Source organism: Massilia arenae, from assembly GCF_008014745.1.
Taxonomy (GTDB): Bacteria; Pseudomonadota; Gammaproteobacteria; order Burkholderiales; family Burkholderiaceae_D; genus Telluria; species Telluria arenae.
This window is the reverse complement of the sequence record NZ_VPFD01000023.1, coordinates 46,743-62,542: the sequence shown is the minus strand read 5'-3', so window position 1 is coordinate 62,542 and position 15,800 is coordinate 46,743. Positions and strand designations below refer to the sequence as shown.

Annotated in this window: 6 protein-coding genes; 4 read left to right on the top strand and 2 right to left on the bottom strand. The window is 67.6% G+C overall.

All coding sequences use genetic code 11. The features are described 5' to 3' along the window. Nucleotides 1-305: 305 nt before the first annotated feature. Nucleotides 306-3,038, bottom strand: a complete 2,733-nt coding sequence (gene glnE, locus FVD38_RS19315; RefSeq protein WP_147936327.1) for a bifunctional [glutamate--ammonia ligase]-adenylyl-L-tyrosine phosphorylase/[glutamate--ammonia-ligase] adenylyltransferase — start codon at nucleotides 3,036-3,038, stop codon at nucleotides 306-308. A gap of 225 nt (nucleotides 3,039-3,263) precedes the next feature. Here glnE and FVD38_RS19310 point away from each other — a divergent pair, with 225 nt between their 5' ends. The 4 genes from FVD38_RS19310 to FVD38_RS19295 all read left to right on the top strand — a co-directional run bounded on the left by FVD38_RS19310 (nucleotide 3,264) and on the right by FVD38_RS19295 (nucleotide 12,680). Further along, on the top strand, nucleotides 3,264-7,463 hold the full coding sequence (locus tag FVD38_RS19310) for a YhdP family protein (RefSeq protein WP_147936326.1): 4,200 nt from the start codon (nucleotides 3,264-3,266) through the stop codon (nucleotides 7,461-7,463). Between the two features lies 1 nt (nucleotide 7,464). Beyond that, entirely contained in the window at nucleotides 7,465-8,262 is a 798-nt protein-coding gene (locus FVD38_RS19305; protein WP_147936325.1) for a carbon-nitrogen hydrolase family protein, read from the top strand. Nucleotides 8,263-8,352: 90 nt separating this feature from the next. Next, nucleotides 8,353-9,813 (top strand): metalloprotease TldD, encoded by a 1,461-nt coding sequence (tldD, locus tag FVD38_RS19300; RefSeq protein ID WP_147936324.1) that lies wholly within the window; start codon nucleotides 8,353-8,355, stop codon nucleotides 9,811-9,813. Nucleotides 9,814-9,974: 161 nt separating this feature from the next. Further along, nucleotides 9,975-12,680 (top strand): TonB-dependent receptor plug domain-containing protein, encoded by a 2,706-nt coding sequence (locus FVD38_RS19295; protein ID WP_147936323.1) that lies wholly within the window; start codon nucleotides 9,975-9,977, stop codon nucleotides 12,678-12,680. Between the two features lie 73 nt (nucleotides 12,681-12,753). Here FVD38_RS19295 and FVD38_RS19290 read toward each other — a convergent pair whose 3' ends face one another. Further along, a complete protein-coding gene (locus tag FVD38_RS19290; protein ID WP_147936322.1) occupies nucleotides 12,754-15,621 on the bottom strand; it encodes a TonB-dependent receptor in 2,868 nt (955 codons plus the stop codon). Nucleotides 15,622-15,800: the final 179 nt, after the last annotated feature.

Sequence of the window (15,800 nt, the reverse complement as noted above, 5' to 3'; positions counted from 1 at the left end):
AATAGGTGCAACCCGTGCGCATGCGGACGCCCCGTGGATAACGGGGTTTCCGTCGTGCATACACATCTATATAAAACCATTCCGTGTTGATCAGTGTCAACGCGTTGAAGGCTGGAATTAGTGGCAAAAACAACAGTTATCAAAAAGAAATTAAATGACCAAAAAGTCAGGAAATTCAATGGCTTAACGATGGTGCAAAAAAGGTGTACTTACGAGTAAATTCGGTGCGCGGAGAGCGCACACGCACCGGAGTGGTGCGTGCGCGAAACAGGAAGGAGAGAGGAAGGAAGCGCTGCTATGAGAGCCTATCCCGGTAGGTGGGAGTCGCCGAAACAGGCTTGCCAAAGCGCCCGTACGCTGTCGGGATGGGCGCCCACCAGGCCGGATTCGACCCGGGTCTTGTCCTGGCCCTGCAGCCGCACGCTGTGCTGCAGCTTGCGCATGGCGCGGTAGGCGTCGGCGACCTCGGCCGCCAGGCCGGCATCGATCAGGCCCAGTTCGCCGCAGACGCGCAGCAGGGCGATATTGCCGGCGTTCGCGGTCAGCTGCGGGTAGTGCGCGGCGTGGCGCAGCACCAGGTATTGCACGATGAACTCGATGTCGATCATGCCGCCGGCGTCGTGCTTGAGGTCGAACTGCTCGCTGCGGTTGACGTTGGCGTCGCGCATGCGCTGGCGCATGTTCACCACTTCTTCCCTGAGCTGGGCCTCTTGCGCGGCGCGGTCCTTGCGCAGCACCTGCTCGCGGATCGCCTCGAAGCGCGCGCCGATGGCCGGCTCGCCGGCGCAGAAGCGGGCCCGTGTCAGGGCCTGGTGCTCCCACAGCCAGGCGGCATCGTTCTGGTAGCGCTCGAAGGCGGCCACGGACGACACCAGCATGCCGCTGGCGCCATCCGGCCGCAGGGCGATGTCGACGTCGAACAGGATGCCGGCCGCGGTGTGCGCCGTCATCCAGGTGATGAAGCGCTGGGCCAGGCGCGCATACAGGGGCGGGGCGTCCTGGTCCTCGTCGTCGTACAGGAAGATCACGTCGAGGTCCGACACATAGCCCAGCTCTTTGCCGCCCAGCTTGCCGTAGGCGATGACGGCGAATGCCGGTTCCTCGCGGTGGCGGCCGTTGACCGCGCGCCAGGCATGCTTGACCACGGCGCCGACGATCATGTCGGCCAGGGCCGACAGGTGGTCGGCCAGGTGCTCCACCGACAGCTCCCCGCCCAGGTCCAGGGCAAGCAGGCGGAACAGCTGCGCATGGTGGGCTTCGCGCAGGATGTCGAGCTGGCGCTCGGTATCGCCGGCCGCCTCGCCCAGGTGCTCGTCGAGCAGCGCGGCCAGCTGCCCGAGGTCGCCGGCGCCGGCATTGCGGTCGTCCAGCAGTTCGTCGAGCAGGATCGGGTGCTGGGTGAGGAAGGTGGCGGCCCAGCCGCTGGCATTGATCATCCGGATCACGCGCTCGAGCGTGTGCGGGTATTCGGTCAGCAGCGACAGGTAGGCCGAGCGGCGCGCGATCGCCTCGAACAGGTCGAGCAGGCGGCCCAGGGTGGCGGCCTGGCTGCCGATCCCGGCCTCGACCACCACGGTGGTCACCAGGGGCAGGGAGGCTTCCACCAATGCTTCCAGCCTGGTTCGGCTGGCGTCGGGCAGGTTCGACAGGCGCGGCCCCTGCAGGGTGGCGGCCAGGCGGCTGGCGGCGGTGCGGGCGTCGTCGAAGCCGAGCGCGGCCAGGCGGGCGGCGAGCGCGTCTATATTGTCCAGTTCGTCGGCCAGGGCCGGGGCATCCGGCTTGTCGTCGGGTTTTTCCTTGTCGGCGAAGATGGCGTCGAACTGCTGGGCCACATAGCTGCGCTGCGCGTCGAGTTCGTCCAGCAGGGTGGCTTCGTCCGCGCACCCCATCATGCGCGCCACCGCCAGCCGGTCGTCCGGATTGGCCGGCAGGGTGTGGGTCTGGGCGTCTTCCAGGTATTGCACCCGGTGCTCGAGATTGCGCAGGAACACATAGGCCTGCAGCAGGCGCAGGACCGTCTCTTGCGGCAGCAGCTCGCGCTCGGCCAGCAGCAGCAGGGTCTTGCGGGTGGAACGCTCGCGCAGGGCCGGATCGCGCCCGCCCCGGATCAGCTGGAACACCTGGGCCAGGAACTCGATCTCGCGGATGCCGCCGCGCCCCAGCTTGACGTTGTGGCTGCGCTCGGGATGCAGGCGCTCCTGGCGCTTCACCTCGGTGCGGATCTGGGCGTGCATATTGCGGATCGCGTCGATCACGCCGAAGTCGAGGTAGCGCCGGAACACGAAGGGCCGCACGATGGCGTCGAGCGCCGCGATGTCGTCGGGCGTGCCGGTGACGGCGCGCGCCTTGACCCAGGCATAGCGCTCCCATTCGCGGCCCTGGACGATCAGGTATTCCTCGACCATGCCCAGGCTGGCCGCCAGCGGGCCGGACTTGCCGTTGGGACGCAGCGCCATATCGACCCGGAACGTGAAGCCGTCCTCGATCACCTCGGACAGGGCCGCGTTCAGGCGCCGCCCGAGGCGCACGAAGAACTCGTGGTTCGACAACTGCCGCTGGCCGGGACCGGCCGCGGTCTCGCCGTCTTCCGGATAGACGAAGATCAGGTCGATGTCCGACGAGACATTGAGTTCGCCACCGCCCTGCTTGCCCATGGCCAGCACCATCAGGTGCTGGGGGCGGCCGGATTCCTCGCCCATCGGCATGCCGTGGCTGGCCACCAGCTCGTCGGTGAGGGCGGCGACGTGGGTCTGGATCGCGAAGTCGGCGAAGGCCGTCATCGCCGTGACCACCTCGTCGAGGTCGGCCTGGCCGCCCAGGTCGCGCGCCACGATGGTCGAGACCAGCAGGTTGCGCACGCGGCGCATGGCCCGTTCCAGCGGCAGCCCCTTGCCCAGTTCGCGCTCCAATAGCGCGCGGAAATCGGCGCCGCCCAGCGATAATGATGACAATTCGGCCAGTTGGGCGGCCCGCTCCGGCGCGGCATCGAGCCAGCGCTGGACGAAACGTGAAGCGCAGGCGGGGGAAGCTGTGGTCATCGTCGATCCTGGTAGATGAGGGCGGTTTAAGGTGCGGGTCATTTGCGATGCGGTAGAATGGCCCGCTTCATGGGCATGGCAGGGGCACGGGATGAGCTGCTGGCCATGGCCAGGCCATCGCTGCCTGGGGTTGCACCGATGGTAAGGTAGACGCCGCGACTGTTGCAAGCGACCTGTTTTATTAAAGAGTTAAATTTACGGCGAGCCTTTGTTATTAGCACCTTGATGCACAACCCGGATCCGCAGGCGCCCACTGCGGCATCGCCGCTCGCCGTGCGCTGGCGGCGGCTGCGTTCGGCCTACCGCATGGCCAACCTGGCCTCGCACCACGTGCTCGGCTTTACCATCAAGCTCGTGCTGCTGGTGTATTTCGCGCTCGCCGTGCTGTTCCTGGTGCTGCGCTACGCCATTCTCCCGAACATCGACTTATATAAAGGCGACATCGAGCGCATGGCCGGCAATGCCCTCGGCAGCCGGGTCACGATCGCGCGCCTGGCCGCGTCCTGGCACGGCATGCGGCCGGCCCTGGCACTGAGCGAGGTGCGCCTGCACGACCGCGACGGGCGCCAGGTGCTGGCGCTGCCGCAGGTCGATGCGACCCTGGGCTGGTGGAGCGTGGCTGCCTTCGAGCCGCGCTTCGCCTCGCTCGAGATCAAGGGCCCGCGGCTGGCGGTGCGGCGCGGGCTGGACGGCGTGATCGAGGTCGCCGGCGTCCGGCTCGACCCCAACAAGGCCGACGGCGGCGGCGGCGCCGACTGGCTGCTGCGCCAGCGCGAGATCGTGATCCGCGACGGCCGGGTCGACTGGACCGACGAATTGCGCGGCACACCGCCGCTGGCGCTGGAAGGCGTGACGCTGGCGCTGCTCAATCGCTGGGGCACCCACCACTTCGCGCTGCAGGCCACGCCGCCGCGCGCGCTGGGCAGCCCGATCGACGTGCGCGCCCAGTTCCGCCACCGCTTCGGCGAGCGGCCGTCGGACGTGCTGCGCTGGAAGGGCGAGCTGTACGCCGACCTGCGCGACGTCGACCTCGGCGCATGGAAACGCTTCGTCGACTATCCGATCCAGCTCGAGCGCGGCCGCGGTTCGCTGCGCGCCTGGCTCAGCTTCGACCAGGCGCGCCTGGCCGGCTTCACCGCCGACCTGGCCCTGGCCGGGGTCAATGCGCGGCTCGGCAAGGACATCGCGCCGCTGCAGCTGGCGCGGGTCAGCGGCCGCCTGTCGGCGCGCGAGGAATTGCTGCCGAACGGGGCCGACGGCAAGCCGACCTTCGGCGCCCACGGCCACACGATCCGTCTCGATAATTTCTCGGTGGCGGTGCAGGGCGGCCGCGCGCTGCCGCCGGCCACGCTCGAAGAAACCTGGCGCCCGGCGAAGAATGGCCAGCCCGAACGCGGCGCCCTGCGCGCGCGCGGGCTCGACATCGGCGCGCTGGCGGCGCTGGCCCAGTACCTGCCGGTCACGCCGGTGCAGCGCCAGCTGCTGGCCGACTATGCGCCGCGCGGCATGCTGAGCGACGTCAGCGCCGAATGGGATGGGCGCTACCCGAACGTGAGCGGCTGGCGCATCCGCGGCGACGTCGCCGACCTGGCGCTCAATGCCGTGGCCGCGCGCCCGGCGAGAAACGCCCAGGGCGGCGTGCCGGCGCTGCCGGCGCGGCCCGCCACGCCCGGCTTCGAGCACTTGAGCGGCCACATCGATGCGAACGAGCGCGGCGGCAACGTGGCGCTGGATTCGCAGGGACTGGCGCTGTTCATGCCGGCCTGGTTCGCCGAGCCGCGCATGGCCTTCGACCGGCTGGCGGTCAAGGCCGGCTGGACGCTCGAGCCGGGCAAGCAGCTGCAGGTCGAGGTCGACGACCTGAGCTTCCGCCAGGGCGGGTTCAGCGGCGAGATCTCGGGCAGCCACGTGCTGCCGCTCGAGCCCGGCCACGGCCCCGGCACTGCCGATTTCACGGGCAGCCTGGATGGCTTTGCGATCGACCAGATCGGGCGCTATCTGCCGCTGGCCACCCCGCACAGCCTGCACGACTGGCTGGTCGGCGCCCTGCAGGGCGGACGCCTGCGTGACGCCAGCCTGCGCCTGCGCGGCGACCTGGCGCACTTCCCGTTTTATGCCGCCAACGCCGCCGAACGCGCGCGCGGCGAATTCAATGTGAGCGGCCGGCTGGAAGGGGCGCGCCTCGAATACGCGCCCGGCCACCGCCATCCGGACGGCACGCCGCTGTGGCCGCTGGCCGAGGCGATCGACGGCAGCATCGCGTTCGACCGGGCGCGCATGGAAATCCACGGCAAGACCCTGCGCACGCTGGGCGTGGCGCTGTCGAACGTCAAGGCGGTGATCCCCGACCTCGGCGCCCATGAGAACATGATGCTCGAGATCGACGGCCAGGGCGCCGGGCCGCTGCAGGAATTCCTGCGCTATGTGTCGGTGACGCCGGTGCTGGACTGGATCGGCCACTTCACCGAAGACACGCGCGGCAGCGGCAACGCCAGGCTCGGCCTGAAATTGCGCATGCCGCTGTCGCACCTGGCAGACACCAAGGTGCAGGGCAGCCTGCAATTGCAGAACAACGACGTCAGCCTGTTCCCCGAACTGCCGACCCTGCAGGCGGCCCAGGGCCGGATCGATTTCCACGATCACGGCTTCGGCCTCGAGGCGATCCGCGCGAACTTCCTGGGCGAGCCGGTCTCGGTGGCCGGCGGCACCCAGCGCGACGGCAGCACCCGGGTGCTGCTCGACGGCGTGCTGTCGGCCGAGGGCATGCGCCGCACGGCGCCGGCGCCGGCGCTGGGGCGCCTGGCCGAGCGCCTGTCGGGCAGCACCCACTACACCGGCTCGATCGTGGTGCGCGAAGGCCGGCGCACGATCGCCATCGATTCCAGCCTGGCGGGCCTGGGCGTCGAACTGCCGCACCCGCTCAACAAGGTCGCGGACGCCAGCCTGCCGCTCAGCTTCGTGCTGGAAGGCGCGCCGACCATGGCCGGCCTGGCGCGCGACGAGATCCGCGTCGGCGTCGGCCCCAACCTGGCGGCGCGCTACCTGCGCGAGAAGCAGGGCAAGGGCCCGTGGCGGGTGACCCAGGGCGGCATCGGCGTGAACGTGCCGGCGCCGCTGCCGGACGAAGGCATGATGGTCCACGTCGACTCGAAGGTGCTCAATATCGACCACTGGCTGGCGGCCGGACGCGCCATCGCCGGCGAGGACGAGGCGGCAGGCGCCGCACTGCCGTCGCCGGGCGCGATGGCCGGACCGGCGACGGCTGCCGGCGGCGCCGACTTCACCCAGTACATCCTGCCGACCGTGCTGGCCGGACGCATCAGCGAACTGACCATCGGCGAGCGGCGCGTGGCCGACGTGGTGGTCGGCGCCACCCATACGGGCGACACCTGGCAGGCGAACCTGCATTCGCGCCAGGCCAGCGGCTACCTCACCTGGACCGAGACGAAGAGCGGCCTGGGCAAGGTCACGGCGCGCCTGGCCTCGCTCACGATTCCCGAATCGGCCGAGGCCGAGGTCAAGGACTTGCTGGAGTCGAACCGCGGCGCCAGCGCCACCATCCCTTCGCTCGACATCGTGGCCGAGCAGTTCGAACTGTTCGACAAGCGCCTCGGCCGGCTCGAACTACGCGCCAGCAATGTGCGCGCGCTGGCGGGTCGCGAATGGCGCATCGACCGCGTCCTGCTCGCCAATCCGGATGGCCAGCTGAAGGCGAATGGCCGCTGGCTGACCAAGGATGGCAAGAGCAATACCAGCCTGAACTTCGCGCTCCACATGGACGACGCCGGCAAGCTGCTGGACCGCCTGGGCTTTCCCGGCACCATCGGGCGCGGCAATGGCACCCTGAGCGGCGATATCTCGTGGGCCGGCCTGCCGTATGCGATGGACATCCCGAGCCTGTCGGGGCAGATCGAGATGAACGTGGAATCGGGCCAGTTCCTCAAGCAGGACCCGGGCGCCGCCAAGCTGCTGGGCGTGCTCAGCCTGCAAGCGCTGCCGCGCCTGCTCAAGCTCGATTTCCACGACGTGTTCTCGGAAGGCCTGGCGTTCGACGGCATCAGCGCCAACGCCATGATCCAGCGCGGGGTGGTGCGCACCGACAACCTTAGAATGCATGGGGTGGCGGCCACCGTCCTGATGAACGGCAGCGCCGACATCGCCAACGAATCGACCAACCTGCGCGTGGTGGTGATCCCCGAGTTCAACCTGGGCACCGGGCCGCTGGTATATGGCCTGGCGGTCAACCCGGTGATCGGCCTGGGAGGCTATCTGGCCCAGCTGTTCCTGCGCGCGCCGGTGATGAAGGCGCTGACCTATGAAATGCAGGTGACGGGGCCGTGGAAGGCGCCGGTCATCACCAAAATCGATAACCCGGCGGCGGCCGCCGCCGCTGCACCAGTCACTGAGCCAGCCAAGAAGGAGTGATATGACGACCGTAGCCGCGATCCAGATGGTATCCACCCCCGAGGTCGGCGAGAACCTGGCCACCATGCGCCGCCTGGTGGCCGAGGCCGCCGGCCGGGGCGCCACCCTGGTGGCCCTGCCGGAATACTGGCCGATCATGGGCATGAGCGATGCCGACAAGGTCGCGCACGCGGAGCAGCCGGGCAGCGGTCCGATCCAGGATTGCATGGCGCAGCTGGCGCGCGAACACGGGATCTGGCTGGTCGGCGGCACCCTGCCGATGGTCTCGCCCCAGGCCGGCAAGGTGCTCAACACCACCCTGGTCTATGACCCGCAGGGCCAGTCGATGAGCCGCTACGACAAGATCCACCTGTTCGGCTTCAACAAGGGCGCCGAATCGTATGACGAAGCGCGCACCATCGTGCCGGGCGAGACGGTGGGCGTGTTCGATGCGCCGTTCGGCCGGGTCGGCCTGTCGGTGTGCTACGACCTGCGTTTTCCCGAGCTGTACCGCGCGATGGGCGAGTGCGCGCTGATCATCGTGCCGGCCGCCTTCACCCACACCACCGGCCGCGCGCACTGGGAAGTGCTGCTGCGCGCCCGTGCGATCGAGAACCAATGCTATGTGCTGGCCGCGGCCCAGGGCGGCCTGCACGTCAACGGCCGCCGCACCTATGGACACAGCATGCTGGTCGATCCCTGGGGCGAGGTCAAGGCGGTGCTGCCGGAAGGCGAGGGCGTGATTAGCGGCGAACTCGATCCGGCCTACCTGGCCGGAGTGCGCGAAAGCTTGCCGGCATTGCGGCATCGCAAGATGTAAGGAATGACATGGACGCGTCTAGCATGCGTCCAGTGTGAAAGAACTGGATATGGCACAATGACCTATCCATATGAAAGACCGAACGCAAACATGACTCCATTCGAACCGAATCTTTCTTCCATCGCCGTCGCGCGCGACGTGCTGTTGACGCCATTCGGCCTCGACGAAGGCAAGCTGCTGCGCGCGCTGGGAACGATGTTCACGCACAAGGTCGACTACGCCGACCTGTACTTCCAGTTCACCAAGAGCGAAGGCTGGAGCCTGGAAGAGGGCATCGTCAAGACCGGCAGCTTCTCGATCGACCAGGGCGTCGGCGTGCGCGCCATCTCGGGCGACAAGACCGCGTTTGCGTATTCCGACGAGATTTCCGAAGCGGCGCTGCTCGACGCTGCCGCCGCCACCCGCACCATCGGTCGCCAGGGCGCCGGCCGCATCAAGGTGGCCGGCAGCGCGCTGCCCACCGGCGGCCGTTCGCTGTACCTGCCCAACGATCCGCTGGCATCGCTCGACGCCACCGCGAAAGTGAAACTGCTCGAGCGCGTGGAAAAGATGGCGCGCGCAAAAGATCCGCGCGTGGTGCAGGTGATGGCGGGCCTGGCCGGCGAATACGACGTGGTGCTGGTGGTGCGCAGCGACGGCGTGCTGGCGGCCGACATCCGTCCGCTGGTGCGCGTGTCGGTGACCGTGATCGCCGAGCAGAACGGCCGGCGCGAAGTCGGCTCATCTGGCGGCGGCGGCCGTTTCGACTACGGCTATTTCGACGACGAGGTGCTCGACCGCTACGCCACCGAGGCGGTCAAGTCGGCCTGCGTCAACCTGGAGGCGCGTCCGGCGCCGGCCGGTCCGATGACCATCGTGCTGGGACCGGGCTGGCCCGGCGTGCTGCTGCACGAGGCGGTCGGCCACGGCCTGGAGGGCGACTTCAACCGCAAGGGATCGTCCTCGTATGCCGGTATGATCGGCCAGCGCGTGGCGGCCAAGGGCGTGACCGTGGTCGACGACGGCACCCTGCAGGACCGCCGCGGTTCGCTGAACATCGACGACGAAGGCAACCCGACCCAGTGCACCACGCTGATCGAGGACGGGATCCTGAAAGGCTATATCCAGGACACGATGAATGCGCGCCTGATGAAGATGCCGGTCACCGGCAATGCGCGCCGCGAATCGTTCGCCCACCTGCCGATGCCGCGCATGACCAATACCTATATGCTCGCCGGCGACAAGGACCCGCAGGAGATCCTGGCCTCGGTCAAGAACGGCATCTACGCAGCCAATTTCGGCGGCGGCCAGGTCGACATCACCAACGGCAAGTTCGTGTTCTCGGCCAGCGAGGCCTATATGATCGAGGACGGCAAGATCACCTATCCGGTGAAGGGCGCGACCCTGATCGGCAACGGCCCGGACGTGATGAACCGCATCTCGATGATCGGCAACGACATGCGCCTGGATTCGGGCGTCGGCGTGTGCGGCAAGGAAGGCCAGAGCGTGCCGGTGGGCGTCGGCCAGCCGACCCTGCGCATCGATGGGGTGACGGTGGGCGGTACGGCCTGATCCGTTTTCCATTCTTCGATAAAAACGCCCGGCCTTCCACCGGGCGTTTTTATTGGTGCGGCCAGCGCCAAACATTATTGTTATAAAGTTGCTCAGAATAATTCGTTTGTGCTGACTTGTTGGCTTGTTAGAGTTCGTTTCCCAATAAAAACAAGCCAATCATGAAACATACCTACCTCCTGGCCGCCGCCATCGGCGCGCCGCTGCTGGCCCACGCCCAGACGGCGTCGACCTCCGCCGATGCGCCGGCCGCCGCCGCTGCCACCACCAACGCCGCGCCCGCGTCGGTCCTCGTCACCGGTTCGCGCATCGCCCGCGCGCAGCTGGACGGTCCGTCGGCCGTCACCGTCATCACCGGCGACGAGATCACGCGCCAGGGTTACAAGAACGTGTTCGACGCCCTGAACAACCAGGTGCAGAACAGCGGCTTCGTGCAGGGCGCCGACTTCGGCAATACCTTCACGCCGTCGGCCAACACCATCAGCCTGCGCGGCCTGGGGCCGAACCACACGCTGGTCCTGCTCAACGGCCGGCGCCTGGCCGATTTTCCGATCGCCTACGAGGGCACGGTCAACTTCACCAACCTGGCCAATATCCCGTCGTCCATCGTCGAGCGCATCGAGATCCTGTCCGGCGGCGCCTCGGCCATCTATGGTTCGGATGCGATCGCCGGCGTCGTGAACATCATCCTCAAGAAGAAGGCCGAAGGCGTCGACGTCAACGTCAAGCTCGGTGGCACCAGCCGCGGCGGCGGCTCCGAGCGGCGCGTGCAAGTCACGGGCGGCAAGCAGTTCGACCGCCTGAGCACCGTGTTCGCGCTCGAGTACTCAGAACGCAATCCGATCGGCGCCTACCAGCGCGACTTCATGGCCGAACGCTCGGGCACGCCGACCAATATGCTGTCGCGCCGCGACGCCACCGTCGGCCGCTACATCGATCCGGGCGCGACCTGCGGGCAACTGGGCGACCTGTTCGGCGGCAGCGTCGTCAACTACGCTTCGCGCACCGGCAACTACTGCGCCAGCAATAAAGTGAGCCCCACCTACTGGTCGGTGCAGACCGAGAACCAGAGCAAGAACGCGTTCGGCAGCGCCACCTATGAGCTCGACGAGAACACGACGCTGTTCGCCGACGTCCTGCTGGGCCGCAACAACACCGTCAACAATACGCGCGGACCCTCGTGGACCTCGAATTCCCTGAACAATGGTTATTTCCTGAACCAGGGCACGGGGCATTACGAGGCCTGGACCCGTTATATTTCGCCGGAAGAGATGGGCGGCCTGTCGCGCTACAACCGCTTCTGGGAAGACGGCGCCGTCGCCGCCTCGCTCGGCGCGCGCGGCATCGTGCCCGGCACCAGCTGGAAGTGGGAAGCCGGCTACAGCGCCTCGTGGTACGAAAGCAAGGGCAAGACCCCGCGCGCGCTGTCGACCATCGACAGCTTCTTCCTCGGGCCGCGCCTGGGAACGGATGCCAGCGGCGTCGCCATCTACGCGCCGGACCCGGCGCGGCTGGCGACCCGCGTGAACCCGGACGAGTTCGGGACCATCACCGGCTATGCCGAAAGCGACGACGAATCCTGGACCCACACAGTATCGGCCAGCGCCAACGGCGAAGTACTGCAACTGCCGGCCGGTCCGCTGCAACTGGCGGTGGTGGCCGAGGCCGGCCGCCAGGGATTCACCAATGCGCCCGACGAGCGCATCAACGCGGGTTACTTCAACCTGGCGCCGAACACCGCCGTCACGGCCGGCACCCGCAACCGCTATGCGCTCGGCACCGAGGCCAGCATTCCCCTGCACAAGATCCTGACCGCGACCCTGGCCGGCCGCTACGACCGTTACGAATTCGCCGAGCGCGACAGCGGCAAGTTCACCTATGCCGGCGGCCTGGAACTGCGGCCGACGCGCGAGCTGCTGGTGCGCGCCAACTACGCCACCAGCTTCCGTGCACCGGACATGAACTACATCTACAAGGCGCGCGGCACCGGCTATTACTCGTCGACCACCGACCACTACCGCTGCGGCGTGACCGGCCAGCCGCTGGCGAACTGCGAATTCGCCAGCTATTCGCCGGGCGCCGACTACGTCCAGTACGGCAGCGCCGACCTCAAGCCTGAGCAGGGCAAGTCGTATGGCGCCGGCATCGTCTGGTCGCCGAGCACGAACTTCGATGCCTCGGTCGACTACTGGGACATCAAGATCGACGACCTGGTGACCAATCTGTCGGCCGATCAGTTGCTGCGTGACGAAGCGGCCTGCCGCCTGGGCTCGCTGGACATCGGCTCTTCGCTGTGCGCGGACACGATCTCGCGCATCACCCGCTACGCGGCCAATTCGCCGGTGCGTCCGGGCGAGATCCGCGAGATCCGCGTCAATCCGATCAATGCGGCCCAGGAATCGAGCAGCGGCATCGACGTCAGCGCGCGCTATGCGTTGCGCACCACGGGATGGGGCACGTTCACCTTGCGCGGCAATTACTCGAAAACCCTGACCCGCCGCTCGAAACAGTTTGCCGGCGACACGGTGCGCGACGAACTCAATTCGCTCACCAGCTCGGATTGGCCGGACAAGCTGGCGGCCAGCCTGAACTGGAACGGCGGCGCTTGGTCGTCGACCGTGTTCGCGACCCGCTACGGCAAGATCCCGAACTCGGCGCAGACCGACTACCTGACGCCGACTACCCTGGTCAACGCGAGCGTCGTGTATCGCGTGAACGACCGCCTGACCCTGTCGGCCATCGTCAACAATGTGTTCGACCGCATCAAGCACGATACCACCGGCGGCTGGCCGAATTATGCGGTGGGCAGCTACAGCCCGGCAGGACGGACCGGCTGGGTCGAGTTGAATTACGACTTCGGCGGTTGATCGACGTCCGCTGACGAGAAGAGTTGTTCGTGCCACTGGCACGAGCAACTCTTCGCGTTCAAGCGCAATCACATCAGAACGCGTATCTCGCCCCCAGCGTGAAGAAGCGGCCGATCGCACCGTAGTAGTCGAGCGGGTTGTACGACACCGCGCCATAGGTCAGCGGATCGAGCGGCGCCTGCTTGTCGAACAGGTTCTGGATCGAGCCGTAGATTTCCCAGCGCGGCTGCGGCTTCCAGCGGAACACCAGGTCGACCGTCGTGAACGAGGCCAGTTCGCAATCGCTTGGCGCGTCAATGCCGTTGGCGAAGTGGCTGGCGCAGCCTTCCGGATCATCCTTGAAGAAGGTGTTGTCGATCGGGCCCCGGTAGTTGACGTTGGCCGACACGCGCCAGTTGGCGCGCTCCCAGGTCGCGCGCAGGTTGGCCTTGTGGTCCGGCGTGCCCATGCAGTTGCTAACGTCGCAGTTGCCGTGGGTGCCGGCGTAGTCACGCGTGGTGCCGTCCTGTTCGGTGCGCTCCCATTTGTCGAGGTAGGTGTACTTGACGTCGAAGGTCAGCGTGCCCCAGTTGTTCGGCAGCCCGAAGCCCTGGCGCGCGTCGAGGTCGATGCCGCGCACCTCGGTCTCGGCCGAGTTCACGTATTCGGCCAGCACCGCCGTGATCGCGCCCGGGTCGCCCGGGATCGTCGGCACCGCCGTGCTCGGATCGCGCGCCACGTCGCCGGCCGCGATCGCGGCGTCGATCTGCTGCTGGTTGATCTCGTTCTTGCGCTTGATGTTCCAGAAGTCGAGCGAGAAACTGGTGCGCGGCAGCGGATCCCAGATCGCGCCGATATTCCAGCTCTTCGAGCGTTCCGGGCTCAGGTCCTGGTTGGGCGAGGTGATGACCGACACCGATCCCGGGTTGCAGGCGGTCTGCACGCCCAGCGCACAGCGCACCGGATCGGTGGCGTTGGCGAAGGCCGCCAGGCCGCCGACGCCATTCTCGGCCGGGCTTGGCGCGCGGAAGCCCTTGGCCCAGGTGGCGCGCAACGCCAGTTCGCGGCGCGGGTTCCACTTGACACCCACCTTCGGGGTCCAGGCGTCGCCCACGTCGGTGAAGTGGTCGTAGCGCATGGCGCCGGTCAGTTCCAGCCCCGGCAGCACCGGGGCCAGCACTTCGCCGTACAGCCCGGTGACGTTGCGCTGGCCGTCGTAGGCCGAATAGCCCAGGCCGATGATATTGCCGCGCTCGGTGCCTGCCGTCGGATCCAGGCGCGCCGATTCGTGGCGGAATTCGGCGCCCAGGGCCACGCCCACCGCGCCGCCGGCCAGCTTGCCGATCTCGCGCGAGGCCTTGAAGTCGACCTGGGCGATCTCGGTCTTGGCATCGTTGGAGATGGTCGGCGACAGGGCGGCGTACACGCCCGGAGAATTGAGGCCCGCGCTTTCGCCGATGCGCCAATAGGTGCCGGCCGGCAGGGCGCGGTAGCCGGGATTGGCCTGGGCCGCCGCCACGTTCGCGGCCGACGGGTCGAGCAGGGCAAAGGTGGCGTCGCGCTGCAGGTAGCCGCGGCGGTCGTTGTCGACCCTGCTGGTCGAATACAGCAGCGAGGTATCCCAGTCCCAGGCGCCACTGGTGCCGCGCGCGCCGAACAGGGCGCGCAGGAAGTTCGAGGAGATGTCGGACTGGCGCGGACCGACGTCGAAGGGCAGGTAGCGCAGCCGCGCGGCGCGGCCGAAATACGGGTTGTCGGGATGCTCGGCGCCGAACTGGACGCCGGCGTTGCTGACCGGGCCGCCGGGATAGCCGACGCTGGCTGCGATCGGGTTCGGCGTGGTGCTGGACTGGGCCAGGCTGTTGTACAGATTCAGTTCGGCATAGGCCTCGGTATTGCCCTGCAGCTTGAGCGTGCCGCGGGTGTACAGCGACAGGTTTTCGCTGTCGGGCTGGATCTGGTTGTACAGGAAGGCCGAATCGACCAGGCAGCCGCCGCCCGGATCGCCCTGCGGGTGGTTGGTGAAGTTGCCGCAGGCGGCGCCCGGGAAGGTGCGCGTGAAGCCGGGCCCGGCCAGGTTGCCGCGGTTGTAGTACTCCAGCGTGTCGGGGTTGCGCACATTGCCGTTGATGGCATTGCCCGACTGGTTGTTGCCGGTGATGGCGCCGGTGCCGCCGAAGCCTTCCTGGGCCGAATAGCCATAGGGCCGCAGGTCGATCTTGCCGATGTAGTCGCGGTTGCCGCGGTTGCGGTACCAGATTTCTTGCGTGTGCTTGTACTCGACGTTGACCAGCACGTTGTAGCGGTCGGTCTCGAGGTTGCCGAAGCCCCAGGCCAGGGCCAGGTTGTGCTGCTGGCCGTCGCCGGCCTCGCCGCTGCCGTACAGGGCGCGCGCGCTGGTGCCCTGGAAGTTGCGGCGCAGGATGATGTTGACCACGCCGGCGATCGCGTCCGAGCCATAGATGGCCGAGGCGCCGTCCTTGAGGATCTCGATACGCTCGACGGCGTCGGTCGGGATCACGTTGAGGTCGGCGAACACCTTCTGGCCGTCGTCGGCCAGGCCGTAGGGCGCCATGCGGCGGCCGTTGAGCAGCACCAGGGTCGAGGCCGTGCCCAGGCCGCGCAGCGAGATGCCGGAGGCGCCGGCCGCGAAGCCGCTGCCGAAGCTCATCGGCACCGAGCCCTGGTTGTCGACCGCCAGGGTCTGCAGCAGCTCGGCCACCGTGGTCTTGCCCGAGCGCTCGATGTCGGCGCGGTTGACGGTGAGCACGCTGGACGCGGTCTCGGCCTGGGCGCGGCGGATGTTCGAGCCGGTGATCTCGACCCGGGCCACGGGAGCGGCTTCCTGTGCGAGAGCAGGGTGGGGAAGGGCCAGCAGCACGGGGCCGGCGAGCGCCAGGCCGGCGGCGCCGCCGCCCGCGAACAGGCGGCGCACGGAACGGGAAAGCAGGGTTTCAGTCATGGTCCGACACTCCAGTGGATGGGAAGATTCGGATGCCGCGCGGTGGAGGGCTTGATCCTTATCGCCGATCAATTTCCTTGGCACCTCTTGGTACCTGTTTGTGTCTACAATCAACACGAGCGGCAGCCGGGCTTGAATCGACTGTTGCATCGGTAGCCGCGTCGGGAATGAGGTAGCGC